Origin of the sequence: Bacillus sp. ChL18, from assembly GCF_026241425.1 — a bacterium.
Classification (GTDB): domain Bacteria; phylum Bacillota; class Bacilli; order Bacillales; family Bacillaceae; genus Bacillus; species Bacillus velezensis.
Genome location: NZ_JAPHWE010000002.1, coordinates 903618 through 919157 on the forward strand (window position 1 = coordinate 903618; position 15540 = coordinate 919157).

Annotated in this window: 16 protein-coding genes; 14 read left to right on the forward strand and 2 right to left on the reverse strand. The window is 48.7% G+C overall.

Annotation, left to right across the window (positions count from 1 at the left end):
- Window positions 1-10: 10 nt before the first annotated feature.
- The 5 genes from OQ477_RS15575 to yunB all read left to right on the forward strand — a co-directional run bounded on the left by OQ477_RS15575 (window position 11) and on the right by yunB (window position 4380).
- Window positions 11-364, forward strand: coding sequence for a hypothetical protein (locus OQ477_RS15575; protein WP_007613566.1), 354 nt, complete (start codon window positions 11-13; stop codon window positions 362-364).
- A 26-nt stretch (window positions 365-390) separates the two neighbouring features.
- Window positions 391-1242 (forward strand): DUF72 domain-containing protein, encoded by an 852-nt coding sequence (locus OQ477_RS15580; RefSeq protein ID WP_007613564.1) that lies wholly within the window; start codon window positions 391-393, stop codon window positions 1240-1242.
- Window positions 1243-1261: 19 nt separating this feature from the next.
- Window positions 1262-2083, forward strand: a complete 822-nt coding sequence (locus OQ477_RS15585) for a sulfite exporter TauE/SafE family protein (RefSeq protein WP_007613562.1) — start codon at window positions 1262-1264, stop codon at window positions 2081-2083.
- Window positions 2084-2100: 17 nt separating this feature from the next.
- The gene (locus OQ477_RS15590; protein WP_265973106.1) at window positions 2101-3495 is read left to right on the forward strand and encodes a bifunctional metallophosphatase/5'-nucleotidase; all 1395 of its coding nucleotides are present in this window, start codon (window positions 2101-2103) and stop codon (window positions 3493-3495) included.
- A 126-nt stretch (window positions 3496-3621) separates the two neighbouring features.
- On the forward strand, window positions 3622-4380 hold the full coding sequence (gene yunB / locus OQ477_RS15595; RefSeq protein ID WP_032876717.1) for a sporulation protein YunB: 759 nt from the start codon (window positions 3622-3624) through the stop codon (window positions 4378-4380).
- Between the two features lie 37 nt (window positions 4381-4417).
- Here the strand turns inward: yunB and lytH are convergent, their stop codons facing one another.
- A complete protein-coding gene (gene lytH / locus OQ477_RS15600) occupies window positions 4418-5395 on the reverse strand; it encodes an L-Ala--D-Glu endopeptidase (RefSeq protein WP_265973109.1) in 978 nt (325 codons plus the stop codon).
- A 202-nt stretch (window positions 5396-5597) separates the two neighbouring features.
- Between lytH and lipA the strand changes: the two genes are divergently transcribed.
- The 4 genes from lipA to OQ477_RS15620 all read left to right on the forward strand — a co-directional run bounded on the left by lipA (window position 5598) and on the right by OQ477_RS15620 (window position 8251).
- Complete coding sequence (gene lipA / locus OQ477_RS15605) at window positions 5598-6494, forward strand: lipoyl synthase (protein WP_003151923.1); 897 nt, start codon at window positions 5598-5600, stop codon at window positions 6492-6494.
- 217 nt (window positions 6495-6711) lie between these two features.
- Window positions 6712-6987, forward strand: coding sequence for a YutD family protein (locus OQ477_RS15610; protein WP_003151928.1), 276 nt, complete (start codon window positions 6712-6714; stop codon window positions 6985-6987).
- A gap of 25 nt (window positions 6988-7012) precedes the next feature.
- Window positions 7013-7447 carry a DUF86 domain-containing protein gene (locus OQ477_RS15615; protein WP_265973111.1) on the forward strand — a complete coding sequence of 145 codons (435 nt, stop codon included), beginning with the start codon at window positions 7013-7015 and terminating at the stop codon, window positions 7445-7447.
- Window positions 7448-7480: 33 nt separating this feature from the next.
- Window positions 7481-8251 carry a TIGR01457 family HAD-type hydrolase gene (locus tag OQ477_RS15620; RefSeq protein ID WP_105937358.1) on the forward strand — a complete coding sequence of 257 codons (771 nt, stop codon included), beginning with the start codon at window positions 7481-7483 and terminating at the stop codon, window positions 8249-8251.
- 27 nt (window positions 8252-8278) lie between these two features.
- Here the strand turns inward: OQ477_RS15620 and OQ477_RS15625 are convergent, their stop codons facing one another.
- Window positions 8279-8779 carry a phosphatidylglycerophosphatase A gene (locus tag OQ477_RS15625; RefSeq protein WP_003151934.1) on the reverse strand — a complete coding sequence of 167 codons (501 nt, stop codon included), beginning with the start codon at window positions 8777-8779 and terminating at the stop codon, window positions 8279-8281.
- Window positions 8780-8933: 154 nt separating this feature from the next.
- Here OQ477_RS15625 and yutH point away from each other — a divergent pair, with 154 nt between their 5' ends.
- The 5 genes from yutH to OQ477_RS15650 all read left to right on the forward strand — a co-directional run bounded on the left by yutH (window position 8934) and on the right by OQ477_RS15650 (window position 15517).
- Window positions 8934-9950 carry a spore coat putative kinase YutH gene (gene yutH, locus OQ477_RS15630; protein WP_007613555.1) on the forward strand — a complete coding sequence of 339 codons (1017 nt, stop codon included), beginning with the start codon at window positions 8934-8936 and terminating at the stop codon, window positions 9948-9950.
- Window positions 9951-10151: 201 nt separating this feature from the next.
- Window positions 10152-11453: a homoserine dehydrogenase gene (locus OQ477_RS15635; RefSeq protein ID WP_007613551.1), complete on the forward strand. Its 1302-nt coding sequence runs from the start codon at window positions 10152-10154 to the stop codon at window positions 11451-11453.
- Window positions 11453-12511, forward strand: coding sequence for a threonine synthase (gene thrC / locus OQ477_RS15640; RefSeq protein ID WP_014721762.1), 1059 nt, complete (start codon window positions 11453-11455; stop codon window positions 12509-12511). Before OQ477_RS15635 ends, thrC begins: the two co-directional genes overlap by 1 nt.
- On the forward strand, window positions 12508-13437 hold the full coding sequence (gene thrB, locus OQ477_RS15645) for a homoserine kinase (RefSeq protein WP_265973114.1): 930 nt from the start codon (window positions 12508-12510) through the stop codon (window positions 13435-13437). The genes thrC and thrB overlap by 4 nt, the downstream gene beginning before the upstream one ends.
- Window positions 13438-13540: 103 nt before the next feature.
- The gene (locus tag OQ477_RS15650) at window positions 13541-15517 is read left to right on the forward strand and encodes an alpha/beta hydrolase family protein (protein WP_265973116.1); all 1977 of its coding nucleotides are present in this window, start codon (window positions 13541-13543) and stop codon (window positions 15515-15517) included.
- The last annotated feature ends 23 nt before the right edge of the window (window positions 15518-15540 follow it).

Sequence of the window (15540 nt, forward strand, 5' to 3'; positions counted from 1 at the left end):
GTAAAACACATTGTATAATCAAATCTTGAACATATTAACGGCATCCTGGTCGCGCAAGACCAGTACAAAATGGACGGAAGATTGCCCGGCCAAAGGCCAGTGCGGCGTAACGGCTTTAGTCATCCAAGATGTTTACGGCGGTGACATTCTCAAAACAAAAACCGGCACAAGCTGGCATTTTTATAACCGAATAGACGGGGAGATATATGATTTCACGAGCGGTCAGTTTTCAGAGCCGATCGTCTATCAGCACATTCTTTCTTCCAGAGATGAGGCATTTTCGGACACCAATGAACATCAGTACCGGTTCCTGAAAAGTGCATTCAGAAAAAACATGGAAACAGAAAGAGAAAAACACCTGTGATAAACTAGAGTGAGAGGTGAAGGATTGTGATTTATATCGGACTGACGGGGTGGGGGGATCATGACAGCATCTATCCGCCGAAAACAGCGGGCCCGCAAAAACTGCAGGTGTATTCCTCCCATTTTCCCATCGTCGAGCTGGACGCGAGCTTTTACGCGATACAGCCCGCCCGTAATAATGAAAGATGGGTCAAAGAGACGCCGGAATCTTTTCAATTTGTCATTAAGGCATATCAAGGAATGACGGGCCATCAGCGCGGCGATATTCCCTTTGAATCGAAGGAAGAAATGTTTGAGGCGTTTAAGCTGTCATTATCGCCGTATATAGAGCATGGAAAGCTTGCCATGGTGCTGTTCCAATTCCCGCCGTGGTTTGACTGCAAGAAAGAAAACGTCGCATATTTAAGATGGTGCAGGCAGCAGATGGGCGATATTCCGTGCGCGCTTGAATTCCGCAACCGGTCTTGGTTTTCCCCGCCATTTTATGAACAGACGCTTTCCTTTATGAAGGAGGAAGGCTGGATTCACAGCATATGTGACGAGCCGCAAATCGGCGAGGGCAGCATTCCGACCGTCCTGAAAGCAACGGATGAAGAAAAAACGCTTGTCCGTTTTCACGGACGGAACAAGCAGGGCTGGATCAAACCAGACGGCGGACAAAACTGGCGTGAGGTCAGATATTTATACCGCTATAACAAACAGGAGCTCAAAGATTGGAAAAACAATCTTCAGGAGCTGAAAAAGCAGTCGCGAAATCTGTATGTGCTCTTCAACAATAACTCAGGCGGAGACGCCGCCGATAACGGGCTTGAGATGCTTGAAATGTTAGATATCTCATATACCGGGCTTGCTCCGAAGCAGCTCGACCTATTCAGCTAGAAAAGAGGTTTCAAGACACATGTCTTATCTTATATTGATCATATTGGGATTTATCGCAGGAACGGTCGGCAGCCTGATCGGGCTTGGGGGAGGAATTATCATCGTGCCGGCGATGCTCTATTTAAGCACGATGACTCCGTTTTTCCATGACGTAACACCGCAGACTGCCATCGGCACGTCCCTTTTGGTGATTATTTTTACGGGCCTGTCATCAACTCTGGCCTATATGAAATATAAAACCGTTGACTACAAAAGCGGACTGATCTTTTTTATCGGTTCCGGCCCGGGCAGCATCATCGGCGCGTATTTGTCTAAACTTTTTAATGCGCATACGTTTTCCGTCTGGTTCGGACTTTTTATGATTTTGATTTCCATTACATTAATGCTGAAGGCGAAAGCAAAACCGGTCAATAAAGCGCATAAAGGCATGATCCGGACATATGAGGATGAATCAGGTGAGCTTTATACATATTCGTACCGTATTTTCACCGGTATCGTGATTGCCTTTTTCGTCGGTTTATTGGGCGGTCTTTTCGGCATTGGCGGCGGCTCTCTTATGGTTCCGGCCATGATGCTGTTATTTTTGTTCCCGCCGAAAGTGGCTGTGGCGACGTCAATGCTCATTATTTTCTTATCCTCCGTGACGGGTTCCGTGTCACATATCGCAGAGGGCCATGTCAATTGGCTGTATGCGCTGTGCCTCGTTCCGGGCGCGTGGTTCGGCGGCAAAATGGGCGCGTGGGTCAATAAGCGGGTGCAGACGAAAACGATCGTGCTTTTCATGCGGGTCGTCTTGATTTTGATCGGCTGTGAATTGATTTATCAAGGGATATTCAGCTAAAAGGTAGGAGAGATGGTATGTTAGAGAAGCTCCGTTTATATCATACGAATGATTTGCACAGCCATTTCGAAAATTGGCCGAAAATCGTACATTATATTGAGCAGAAGAGAAGTGAGCATGAAAAAAACGGGGAGGAAACACTCGTATTTGACATCGGCGATCATATGGACCGATTCCAAATGATAACGGAAGCGACCTTCGGCAAAGCGAATGTCGACTTGTTAAACCGGCTTGAGATCGATGCGGCTGCCGTCGGGAATAATGAAGGAATTACGCTGCCTCACGATGAGCTGGCGGGTTTATATACTCATGCCGCGTTTCCCGTCATTGTGTCCAACCTGTTTGACGCGGACGGACAGCGGCCGGAATGGGCCGAGCCCTACGTGATTAAAACGCTGAAAAACGGGATGACCGCCGGGATACTGGGCGTCACGGTGCCGTATTATCCCGTCTATCAAAAACTCGGCTGGACGGTGACGGATGCGGAAAAAAGCATTCAAGAATCACTTGACGATATCAAGGGCAAAGCGGACATCATCATTCTGCTTTCTCATTTAGGCCTGATCGATGACCGGGCAGCAGCGGAAAAATTTCTGGACATCGATGTCATTCTTGAATCACATACGCACCACCTTCTTGAGGACGGACAGGACATAAACGGCGTATTGCTTGCATGTGCGGAGAAATACGGGAACTATGTCGGCTGTGTCGAGCTGACAATAGAAAGTGAATCACGAACCATTGTCAGCAAACAGGCATCTGTACAGAAAATGGCTGATTGGCACGGGGAATCTGAAGATACGGCGGCTTTTCTGAAAGAGAAAGAACGGGAAGCGGAAAACCTGCTCTCCGTACAAGTCGCCAATCTGAATGAAGATGCCGGCGTGAAGTGGTTTGAGGAATCGCCGCTCCCGCTTCTATTAGCCGAAGCGCTGAAAAGCTGGTGCGGCTGTGAAGTCAGCATGGTGAATTCAGGCGTCATTTTGGGGCCTTTACAGAAGGGGCCTGTCACAAAGCTTGACCTGCACCGCATCTGCCCTCATCCGATCAATCCGGTGGCCGTTCGTCTTTCAGGCAGGGAACTCCAGGAAACAATCAGTCAGGCCGCCTCGGAACAAATGGAGCAGCTGCGGATAAAAGGTCTCGGCTTCCGCGGGGAAGTGATGGGCAGGATGGTATATGCCGGAGCGGAGGCAGAGGCCGGCATTCTTGAAGACGGTGTGACGCATCTCCTCAATGTGAAAGTGAACGGAGAAGAGATTGATCCGGAGCGGATATACTCGGTTGCCGTTCTCGATATGTTTACACTCGGAAAGCTGTTCCCTTACATCCGCGATTCAAAAGAAAAACAATACTTTATGCCGGAGTTTTTAAGAGATCTGCTCGCCTGGAAGCTCGCGCGGCAGCGGTAATGTCATATAGCTGTCCGCCGTTCCATTTCACCCGAGTGAAGGTAAGCGGGACTTTTTAAGAGTGAAAATAAAATACTATGTCCCCTCTTACAAGCATACATTGTGATATGTAAGGGGGGATTTTTCTTGCCTAGATACCGGAGCGCTCTTCGCAAGAGAGGGCCTTTGCCTTTTCGATATGTGCTTCTTCTGTCGTTTGCTTTTTTCATCATATCGACGGTCATCAGCCTTTGGATGATCAATTCCTCAATCAAACCGGTGCTGATGAACATAGGAGAAATGGAAACCAAACGGGTGGCGACAGAGGTCATTACGGAATCCATAGAAGAATACATGTCTCACAGCGACAATGTGAAAGATATGGTCGATATGAAAACGGATGAAAACGGAAAAGTCACAACGATGGATTTTAATACACAAATGGTCAACAGTATGAAGGCGAAAGTGACAAAGCAGCTCCAGGCTCATCTGAAGGAAGTGGAGTCGAACAATAAGCAGCATGAAACAGAAAAAGGCGCGAAAACGGCCGATGAAATTATGATCGATATTCCCTTAGGGCAGGTCACGGGAAACAGCATTCTCGGAAATCTTGGGCCGAAAATCCCCGTGCGCTTTAACCTGATCGGAGATGCGTTAACTGATGTGAAAACAAAAATAAAGCCGTACGGCATTAACAATGCCCTGATCGATATCAGTATTTTTGTGGAGATTAAAGTGAAGGTCATTATTCCGTTTGCCAGTAAGACTTCAGTCGTGACAAATAATATTCCGGTCTCCATTAAAGCGATTCAAGGAGAGGTGCCGCAGTTTTATAACGGAAGCGGCGGGTCAGGTGTGACGCCTTCCGTCCAGCTGCCGAATGAAAAACAGAAGAAAGATAAATAAAAACACACAGCCGCAATCTTTCCTGGCGGCTGTGTGTTTACTTTTTCCTGCGGATTTCTTTTCGTTCCCATGCCCTTAAATGGGGATACGGATCAAAAGACCATTCCGATCTGCCGTTATCTTTATACATCCCGTAGTGAAGATGCGGCGGAAATTTTCCCGCGGTGCCCGGCGGTCCGTATCCGGAACTGCCGACAGAGCCGATCACCTCTCCGGGTTTGACGATCCGGCCTTTATGCACACCTTTTGCAAAGCCGTTCAGGTGAGCGAAGTAGTGATACGTGTTATTGATATCCCTGATGCCGATTCTCCAGCCGCCGAAACGGTTCCAGCCCTTCATTTCAACAATACCGTAGCAGGTCGATCTGACGGGGAGCCCGTAATGAGCGAACAGATCCGTTCCTTCGTGGATCCGGCGCCCGCCGAAACCCCGTGCGGCGCCCCATGTGCTGCGGTAGCTGTAATCCGTCTTCACGGGAAGCGGAAAAGCGTGCTCTCCGAGATCAAGGCGGCCGAACGTTTTAAACAGTGTTATGAATTCGGTGATAATGCCGACCGTCTGATCGCGGCGGTAATAATTCCAGAGGCCGATGCGGATATGATCAAGATCCGTTCCGAATCCCGCTAAATACTGTGCAAATGTATAAAGAATGTCCTCATCATTGCTTACCTCGGCTTTTCCGTCGCCGTCGCCGTCCAGGCCGATCCCGTCAAATACTTTAATGCTGAGAGGCGCATCGTCCTTAGGATTTGGATTTTCAGGGCCGCTCCACAAATGATCCGGAATATAAATGCTGATGATTCCCGCTTTTTCCGGCAGATCCTTTCGGTTCGAGCGGACATTTTCTTCATATTGGTCAACCGCCGCAAGCACATACCAAGGAATCTGCGTGACTGCTTCGGCTTTGCGGTACAACTGCATCCGTTCGCCATAAACAGGAGCCGATTGTTCTTTCCCGCTTGCAGCCGGACAGAAAACTGATAAAAGGAGAAGAGCAGATAACAGAACTTTCACAACATGATCTCCTTTCAGGATTGAATACAAATAGTTTGCGGCAACAATCCGAGAAAATGTAAGTAATTCTCTTCCCTTGTCGAGAAATTTTTCCTATGTTAAAGTGACTATTGAATAGAAATCCGCAAGTTTTATATCCATCGTGAAATAGAAATTTTTCGCACACGAACATGAATAAAGGGATAATGGAGATGATGGGGAAATGGCAAAGAAAGACGAGCATCTGAGAAAGCCGGAATGGCTCAAAATAAAGCTGAACACGAATGAAAACTATACGGGCCTGAAAAAATTAATGCGTGAAAATAATCTGCACACCGTATGTGAAGAAGCAAAATGCCCGAACATCCATGAATGCTGGGCTGTCAGACGTACGGCGACGTTCATGATTCTCGGTTCCGTCTGTACGAGAGCATGCCGCTTCTGCGCTGTAAAAACGGGACTGCCGACTGAGCTGGATCTGCAGGAACCGGAACGCGTAGCTGATTCCGTCGCGCTGATGAATTTAAAACACGCCGTCATCACGGCCGTAGCGCGTGATGATCAGAAAGACGGCGGAGCAGGCGTCTTTGCGGAAACGGTCCGGGCGATTCGCAGAAAAAGCCCGTTCACGACAATTGAAGTGCTGCCATCCGATATGGGCGGAAATTACGACAACCTGAAAACATTAATGGATACCCGCCCTGATATTCTGAACCACAACATTGAAACCGTCCGCCGCCTGACACCGAGAGTCCGGGCCCGCGCAACATATGACCGTTCTTTGGAATTCTTGCGCCGTGCGAAAGAAATGCAGCCTGACATCCCGACGAAATCAAGCATTATGATCGGTCTCGGCGAAACGAAGGAAGAAATTATTGAAGTGATGGACGACCTGCTTGCGAACAATGTCGACATCATGGCGATCGGCCAATACCTGCAGCCGTCGAAAAAACATTTAAAAGTCCAAAAATATTATCATCCGGACGAATTTGCCGAACTGAAAGAAATCGCGATGCAAAAAGGCTTCAGCCACTGTGAAGCAGGCCCGCTTGTCCGTTCTTCCTACCATGCGGATGAACAAGTGAACGAAGCGTCTAAAAAACGCCAGGCCCAAGCATAAGATAAGCCGAAAAAACCCAAAACGCCGCAGGTTTTGGGTTTTTTGCGATGGAGCCGTTTTTGCAGGGAAAAAGTCATTCTTGAATAAGGATCGTCTGAACCGCTACACTGGATATAAAGAGGAAAAATTCTCCGTCCGTCCGAACCGTCTCATTTTGCAATTGATGGACAGAAGTCAATGAATTATGATAGTAAAGAGTGATAAAAGAGGTGAAGACATGATTCTTATTCAAAATGCCGAGTTTGAACTCGTACACGATTTTAAAAACGGCTTTAATGAAGAAGCGTTCAAAGCCCGCTATTCGGACATATTAAATAAATATGATTACATTGTGGGAGACTGGGGATACAGTCAGCTGCGGCTCAAAGGCTTCTTTGATGACCAGAATCAAAAAGCAACCTTTGAAACGAAAATCAGCACATTGGACGAATACATTTACGAATACTGCAATTTCGGCTGCGCGTATTTTGTTTTAAAACGAATCAGAAAATAATTGATGCAGAAGGGGATGCTGTCACGTGTATTTTGTTGACAGAAATAATATCGAACAAACACTCCGTTTTTTTGAGACCCAGCTGGCGTTGTTTGACAGCACGCCTGCATGGCAGAGCGAAATCGACAAAAGGGCGCTTGAGCGGATCAGCCATCTTATGATCGAATGCATTCTCGATGTCGGAAATGATATGATTGACGGCTTTATCATGCGCGATCCGGGGAGTTATGACGACATCATGGATATTCTGACGGATGAAAAGGTGGTAGCTGAGGATGAAGGGAATAAGCTGAAGCAGCTGATCTCTTCCAGAAAGCAGCTTGTCCAGGAATATCAGCACGCCGATCATCAGGAGCTGTTTACGCTGATCACGTCAAACAGAGATGTGCTGAAAGCCTTTCCGGCCCGTGTAAGAACCTACCTGGAAACAGAATTAGGGCCTGTTTCCGCATTTAAATAACAACGAGTGAGAAAATCCACAGGAGTGTTGAGTATGAAGGATTATAAAGGATATTTGATAGATTTGGACGGCACAATGTACAACGGGACGGAAAAAATCGAAGAAGCGTGTGAATTCGTGAGAACGCTTAAAGCGCGCGGCATTCCGTATTTATTCGTGACGAACAATTCTTCCCGGACGCCGAAGCAGGTGGCGGACAAGCTGATGAGCTTTGACATTCCGGCATCTGAAGAGCAGGTCTTCACGACGAGCATGGCGACTGCGCAGCATATCGCCCAGCAGAAAAAACACGCGTCGGTGTATGTGATCGGCGAAGAAGGCATCCGTCAGGCCATTGAAGAAAACGGGCTGAGCTTCGGAGAAGAAAACGCGGACTTTGTCGTTGTGGGAATCGACCGCGGCATTACATATGAAAAGTTGGCAACGGGATGCCTTGCGATCAGAAACGGCGCCCGGTTCATTTCAACAAACGGCGACGTCGCCATTCCGACTGAAAGAGGGCTTTTACCAGGGAACGGTTCGCTTACATCCGTTTTGACGGTGTCAACGGGCGTTGAGCCTGTCTTTATCGGCAAGCCTGAATCCATTATTATGGAACAGGCGATGCGTGTGCTCGGAACGGATATTTCCGAAACACTCATGGTCGGTGATAACTATGCAACGGATATTATGGCCGGCATCAATGCGGGCATGGATACGCTGCTGGTTCATACCGGAGTGACAAAGCGTGAGCATATGGCAGATTACGACCAAAAGCCGACATATGCGATTGACTCTTTAACCGAATGGATTGAACATCTATAAAAAAAGGGACGGCCATGACGGCCGTCCTTATTCTGTATTTCTGGCGCTGTGAGCAAGCCGGCTTGAAGCCGCTGCTGCGATTGCGCCGACGATATCATCAAGAAACGTATGGCATTCGCCCGTAGATTTATCATTTAACCGCCCGAGAATGCCGGGTTTTTCTTTGTCAATGTAGCCGTAATTCGTAAAGCCGATCGAGCCGTATATATTCACGATAGAGAAGGCGAGCACCTCGTCAACCCCATACAGGCTTTCATCAATCGCCAGAATGGTCTGAAGCGGTTCAGACAGCTTTTTTTGTTCGGCGAGTACATCTAATTCTATTCCCGTTAAAATGGCGTTTTGCACCTCGCGTTTTGCGATGACACGGTCCACATTGAGCCTGCATACCTCCATCGTCAAATCAGGATGATATTTTTTTTGAAGGAAATACACCAGCTCGGCAATATCGTCCGTCTCAACCCCCCGTTCTTTTAAACGCGCTCTGGCGACAGCTTCCACCTGATTCAGTTGTTCCTTTTCTGACATTTGCTTCACCCAATCTTTTTTTACTAGTTTATACAACATCCTTCCGATGTGTACGATGTTTCTCCACTTGATTCAAAGGATTACAATATGTATTCATAATTCCGCCGGCGTATGACTACGATGTGAATAGCTCTAATTTTTCAGGCAGGTGATTATGATGAAAAGCATCATTAAAGAAAAGTACGGCATCCACGTCAGACAGCTTTCCGTTTATCAGAAATACCAATGCTTCCAGACGCCTAATTCCTTCTTTCTTATAATTCCCGTTTCCGGGTTTTCGCAATCAGAGCTGACGGAGCTTTACTACATGAGTCAGTATTTACAAGAACAAAGTGACCCATACGTTTCAGTGTTTATCTTTACGAAGGAAGGAGAACTGACCTTTGAGGACGAAGGCAAAACGTATGCGCTCTTAAAAGCGCCGATTCCCGTCTCAAACCGGTCGTTTTCTGTCGGAGGGGAGCTTGCCGAATTTCACAGAAAAGGGCGGGGTTTTCCGTACGAAGTGAAAGAAGCGGGCAGGATCGGCCAATGGAAGGACTTATGGGGAAAACGGGTGGATCAGCTGGAATCATTCTGGATGCAGAAAATTCATATGTCTCCGCTTGAACCGTTCGAAAAGAAAATGATCGAAGCATTTCCTTATTATTCAGGCTTAGCGGAAAACGCCATTCAATATTTAGTGGATACGGAGCTGGATGACAACCCCGGCGCAGAAGACTCGGGGACAATCTGCCATCAGCGGATGGAACGGGATACATGGTCGGAGGAATCATTGATCCGCATTCCGGGCGATTGGGTATTCGACCATGCCGCCCGTGATATTGCGGAATATATGCGCAGCACATATTTGTATCATCGTGACGACCTGCTCAAAGATGGGTTTTTGTTTCTGCAGGAATATGAGCAAGTTACGCCGTTATCCTCCTTTTCCAAGCGCCTGTTTTACAGCCGCCTGCTGTTTCCGCTCCACTTCTTCGAGACGGTGGAGAGCTATTACATTTCTCATGATTCTGAAAAACAGTTTTACGAAGAGCAGCTTGACTACATTCTTGCCGACTGCACCCGCTATGAACAGTTTTTACAGACATGTCACAACATGATGAATGTCAGGTCGGCGCAGGTTTTTGTCCCGCCTGTGGCGTGGCTCGGGAAAGGAATCAGTTCGTAAGAAAATATGACGTAAAAATATTTAGAAAATAGGGAATCTTGTCATATCAGTGTGTTAAGCGTTTTCATAGCTGTAGAAACAATATTCAGCCGCTTGTCAAAACAAATGCGGGCTTATATAATATTTGTAACTTAAATGTCTGTGAAGGGTTAACAATTGTCCTTTTCTAGTGGACGAAAGGAAGAAAGGTGGAGTTTCTCTTTGGAAGCGATTCGTATTGGACTGTTAGGACTGGGAACCGTGGGAAGCGGAGTCGTCAAAATTATACAAGATCATCAGGATAAGCTTATGCACCAGGTCGGCTGTCCGGTGACGATCAAAAAAGTGCTGGTTAAAGATATTGATAAAAAACGAGACGCAGACCTGCCGAAAGAAGTGCTGACGACAGAAGTCTATGATGTAATCGATGACCCTGAGGTCGACGTGATTATTGAAGTCATCGGCGGTGTCGAACAGACGAAGCAATATCTTCTTGACGCCTTGAAAGCGAAAAAACATGTTGTGACCGCAAATAAAGATCTGATCGCCGTATACGGGTCAGAGCTTTTAGCCGCCGCAAAGGAAAATGGCTGTGACTTGTATTATGAAGCGAGTGTCGCCGGCGGAATCCCGATTTTACGCACGCTCGAAGAAGGCCTTTCCTCTGACCGGATCACAAAAATGATGGGAATCGTCAACGGAACGACGAACTTCATCTTAACGAAAATGATTAAAGAAAAAAGCCCGTATGAAGAAGTGCTGAAGGAAGCGCAGGATCTCGGATTCGCGGAAGCGGACCCGACCGCCGATGTAGAAGGGCTCGATGCCGCGCGCAAGATGGCGATTTTAGCCCGTCTCGGCTTCTCTATGGACGTTGATCTGGACGATGTCAAAGTAAAAGGAATTTCCCGGATTACGGATGAAGATATCAGCTTCAGCAAACGGCTCGGCTATACGATGAAGCTGATCGGCATCGCCCAGCGTGATGACAATAAAATCGAAGTCAGCGTTCAGCCGACACTGCTTCCGGATCATCATCCGCTCTCTGCGGTGCATAACGAGTTTAATGCCGTTTACGTGTACGGAGAAGCCGTCGGCGAAACGATGTTTTACGGCCCCGGAGCCGGAAGCATGCCGACTGCGACATCGGTCGTTTCCGATCTGGTCGCGGTCATGAAAAACATGCGTCTCGGCGTAAACGGAAACAGCTTTGTCGCCCCGCAGTTTGAAAGAAATCTGAAGCAGCCGTCTGATATCTATGCCCAGCAGTTTTTAAGAATTCACGTCAAAGACCAGGTCGGCTCTTTTTCAAAAATCACATCGGCCTTCTCAGAGCGCGGCGTCAGCTTTGAAAAAATTCTGCAGCTGCCGATCAAAGGCCATGACGACCTCGCGGAAATCGTCATCGTCACGCATCATACATCGGAAGAAGATTTCAGTGACATTCTGCAAAACTTAAATGACCTCGAAGTCGTACAAGAAGTAAAAAGCACATATCGCGTAGAAGGGAACGGTTGGAGCTAATGTGGAAAGGACTCATCCATCAATATAAAGAATTTCTGCCGGTGACGGATCGGACGCCGGCCCTGACATTGCATGAAGGCAACACGCCGCTGATTCACCTGCCGAAACTTTCCGAAAAGCTCGGAATTGAACTGCATGTGAAAACAGAGGGCGTTAATCCGACGGGATCTTTTAAAGACCGCGGTATGGTCATGGCGGTCGCCAAAGCGAAAGAAGAAGGCAATGATACCATCATGTGCGCCTCTACAGGCAACACATCCGCGGCGGCTGCGGCATACGCGGCGAGAGCCGGCATGAAATGCATCGTCATCATCCCGGACGGAAAAATCGCCTTCGGAAAACTTGCGCAGGCCGTCATGTACGGTGCGGAAATCATTGCGATTGACGGAAACTTTGACGACGCGCTGGCCATCGTCCGGTCAATTTGCGAAAAATCACCGATTGCATTAGTGAATTCAGTAAACCCTTACCGGATTGAAGGGCAAAAAACAGCGGCCTTTGAAGTATGCGAACAGCTTGGCGGAGCGCCGGACATTCTGGCGATCCCGGTAGGAAACGCCGGGAATATCACGGCCTACTGGAAAGGGTTCAAAGAATATCATGAGAAAAACGGCACCGGACTTCCGAAAATGCGCGGTTTTGAGGCGGAAGGTTCTGCGGCTATCGTCCGCGGCGAAGTTATTAAAAATCCAGAAACCGTTGCGACGGCAATCCGAATCGGGAATCCCGCCAGCTGGGACAAAGCGGTGCTCGCTGCGGAGGAATCAGCCGGAAAAATTGATGAAGTCACAGATGAAGAAATTCTTCACGCTTATCAGCTGATTGCCCGTGAAGAAGGCGTGTTTGCCGAACCGGGCTCGTGTGCATCCATCGCCGGCGTTTTGAAACAGGTGAAATCCGGTGAAATTCCAAAAGGCAGCAAGGTTGTCGCAGTTTTGACCGGAAACGGCCTGAAAGATCCGAACACGGCTGTAGACGTATCTGACATAAAACCGATCACGCTGCCGACAGATGAGGACAGTATTCTGGAATACTTAAATGGAGCGGCGCGTGTATGAATGAGGCGGAGATGCTGTTTTCCATTACGGTTCCGGGAAGCACCGCCAACTTAGGGCCCGGGTTTGATTCCGTCGGGATGGCGCTCAGCAGATATTTGAAGCTTTCGGTTTTCCGAAACGATGAATGGCAGTTCTCGGCGGAAACCGAAACTGTCGCGGGCATCCCTCAAGGAACGGACAACCTCATCTACCAAGTCGCCAAACGGACGGCTGACCGCTATCAGAAAGAGCTGCCGCCCGCCCATGTCAAAGTGTGGAGTGACATCCCCCTTGCACGGGGCCTCGGAAGCAGCGCGGCCGCTATCGTCGCCGCCATTGAGCTTGCGGATGAGTTATGCGGCCTGCAGCTGTCGGAAAGCGACAAGCTGCACTTAGCCAGTCTTGAAGAGGGGCACCCTGATAATGCCGCTGCTTCCCTTGCAGGAGGGCTTGTGATCGGCCTTCACGAAGAAGATGAAACCCATATCGTGCGTGTGGCCGAAGCGGATATCGACGTTGTGGCAGTGATTCCGTTTTACGAAGTTCTGACCAGGGACGCAAGAGACGTGCTCCCGAAAGAGCTGCCGTACCGGCACGCCGTTAAAGCAAGCGCCGTCAGCAACCTTCTCGTTGCTGCGATCATGTCAAATGACTGGGCGCTCGCCGGGAAAATGATGAGAAAAGACATGCTCCATCAGCCGTACCGCGCCATGCTTGTTCCTGAGCTTTCAAAGGTGGAACACGCGGCCGAAATGAAAGGCGCTTACGGAACGGCGCTGAGCGGAGCGGGACCGACGATTCTTGTTCTGATTGAAAAAGGAAAGGGAGAAGAGCTGAGAAAACAGCTTTTTGAGCATTTCCCCCACTGTGAGATTGCGGCGCTTACCGTCCCGTCAGAAGGAAGCGTAATTGAACGGAATCCTTTAGAGCAGGTGAAAAGTGTATAATGATAAAAAAGCGTTCTTCCCATCAGAGAAGGACGCTTTCTTTTTCTGGAGAAGGATTTTTATTTAGGGAAGCGAAATAAAAAAGAAAAGGAGGAGAAACGATTTGAAAGGACTCATAACCGAGGAGGACATTGCGACTCTCGTATCCGTGACAGACCCGCAATATGCTCCTGACGGCAGAAGAGCCGCTTACGTCCGGACAACAGTCCATCATAAGCGGGATTCCTATTCCTCAGCCATTATGGTATATGACACAGAATCCGGCATCTCAAACCCGTGGACTTTCGGGGACAACAGAAATACAAGTCCGCGGTGGTCGCCTGACGGACGGCGACTCGCCTTTGTTTCTGACAGGGAGAACGGCATCCCTCAGCTGTACATCATCGACGCTGCCGGCGGAGAGGCGGAGCAGGCGGCCGATATTCCTTGGGGCGTATCAGATCCGATATGGGCGCCTGACGGCAGATCCGTGCTTGTGTCCGTCAGTCTGACATCAGCGGAGCGCGCCGATGAGAAAGAAAAAAAGAAGCATGACGAGTATGAGCCGATTGACATTCAGTCATTAACATATAAACGTGACGGGAAAGGCCTGCTGAACGGAAGCTGGGCCCAGCTTGTGCTGATTCATCTTGAAACGGGGGAGATTCAGCAGCTGACGGATCATGAAGCGGATCATTATGGCGCGGCCTTTTCGCCGGATGGCAGGCAGCTTGCGTTTACCGCCAATTTATGCGAGCCGGGTGACGCCGGAAAGCCGAGCGATGTCTATCTGATGAATCTGGCGGACGGAAGCCTGAAGCAGATTACGCCGCACCGCGGTTCTTTCGGTTCCTGCGTGTTTTCACCGGACGGTTCTTATATCGCGATGCTGGGCCATGAAAATGAATTTCGCAATGCGACTTTAGAAAAAGCATGGCTGTACGACGTGAAAACTGAGCGGCTGTCCTGCCTGACCGACATGCTGGATGTTCATTTGAGCGATGCGCTGATTGCGGATTCAATCATAGGAGGAGTGACGCCCCGGCCGGTATGGACAAACGACGGGCAGGGTTTTTACGTTCTCGGGAGCGAGCAGGGAAGCACGGGTATTTATTATATCTCGATTGACGGCCTCGTATATCCGATCCGATTAGAAGAAGAGTATGTGAACGGTTTTGCTTTTCATCCTGATCAGAAAAGCTGTATCGCTGTCATTGCCAAACCCGCACAGCCTTCCGAGCTTTACAGCATTTCACTTGAAGATGGGGAAGAGAAGCAATTGACATTCGACAATGATCGGTTTATTGAGGAGCGTATCATATCCGTGCCGGAAAAGCTGCAGTATGAAACAAAGGACGGGCTGACGGTAAACGGCTGGTTTTTAAAGCCCGCCGTTTTTGAAGAGGATCAAACTTATCCCCTCATTCTATATATACACGGCGGGCCTCACATGATGTACGGCCATACGTATTTTCACGAATTCCAAGTGCTGGCCGCACAAGGATATGCTGTCTTGTATGTCAACCCAAGAGGAAGCCACGGCTACGGGCAGGATTTTGTCAATCGTGTCAGGGGTGATTACGGAGGCGGAGATTACCGTGATGTCATGCAGGCGGTGGATGAAGCCATTCAGGCGTATCCGTTTATTGACAGCGGCCGTCTCGGTGTGACAGGCGGAAGCTACGGAGGGTTTATGACGAATTGGATTGTCGGGCAGACAGACCGTTTTAAAGCAGCCGTCACGCAGCGCTCCATTTCAAATTGGTTCAGCTTCCACGGTGTCAGCGATATCGGTTTCTTTTTTACCGACTGGCAGCTCGGGCATGATTTGTTTGAGGAAGCGGATAAGCTTTGGGATCGTTCTCCTGTAAAATATGCGTCCCGCGTTTCGACGCCGCTTTTGATTCTGCACGGTGAGCGAGATGACCGCTGTCCGATAGAGCAGGCCGAGCAGCTCTTTACCGCGTTGAAGAAACTGAACAAAACGACGTCGTTCATCCGGTTTCCGAAAGCCACGCATGAGCTGTCGAGAAGCGGCCATCCGGAACAGCGGATGAAACGCATCCGTTATATTTGTTCATGGTTTGATGACTATTTGTAAAAAATAAAAAACCAGGCTGCCAT